The sequence below is a fragment of the Pelagicoccus sp. SDUM812003 genome (genome assembly GCF_031127815.1).
Taxonomy (GTDB): Bacteria; Verrucomicrobiota; Verrucomicrobiia; order Opitutales; family Opitutaceae; genus Pelagicoccus.
This window is the reverse complement of the sequence record NZ_JARXHY010000074.1, coordinates 1-565: the sequence shown is the minus strand read 5'-3', so window position 1 is coordinate 565 and position 565 is coordinate 1. Positions and strand designations below refer to the sequence as shown.

The 565-nt window shown below is 45.3% G+C and carries 1 protein-coding gene; it reads right to left on the bottom strand.

The window, feature by feature from the left end; translation table 11 throughout:
- Nucleotides 1-23: 23 nt before the first annotated feature.
- On the bottom strand, nucleotides 24-565 hold a 542-nt coding region (locus QEH54_RS22845), incomplete at its 5' end, for a hypothetical protein (protein ID WP_309021048.1).

The window sequence follows — 565 nt, the reverse complement described above, 5'->3', positions numbered from 1 at the left end:
AACGTGAAAGCCATACGCGGAAGTCAGCGCGGAGCGCTGGCTGGAGTTGTATGGGCTGACTGGTTAGCATCTATTTCTTTCTGACGACTTGGAAGAAGATCAGGTCTGGCCACTTCGATCATCGTGATCAAATCGATGATGTTCTGCTTCCTGGCTAAATACTTGTGCTTCTTTCTCTTTCCTGACTCCTGCATCTCAAAACTCAGATACCGATTCCGTATCTTGATCAGACCAAACAGGAATCGGGTAGGATCTTCAATGAGCTGGATATTCACGATGTCAGACCATTCGTACTCTTTCTTTCCCCAGAGCTTTCTGAATGCGATCATTCCAGAGAAATCTACACTTATGGTCATTCTGTACCATGCGAACAGGATCATCGCCGGGAAAAGAAATGGGAGAATGACTAAAAGAGGCTCGTCGTCCTCGAAGAAGAACTCAGGTGTGTAGATCGACCAGAAAACCACGACACCACATAGAATCGTGACTAGGAACGTTCCTAGGAATGAATTCCAATCGAAGAATCTGATCGTTCCTGAGTTACTCATTTTTTTGCTAACGTGAA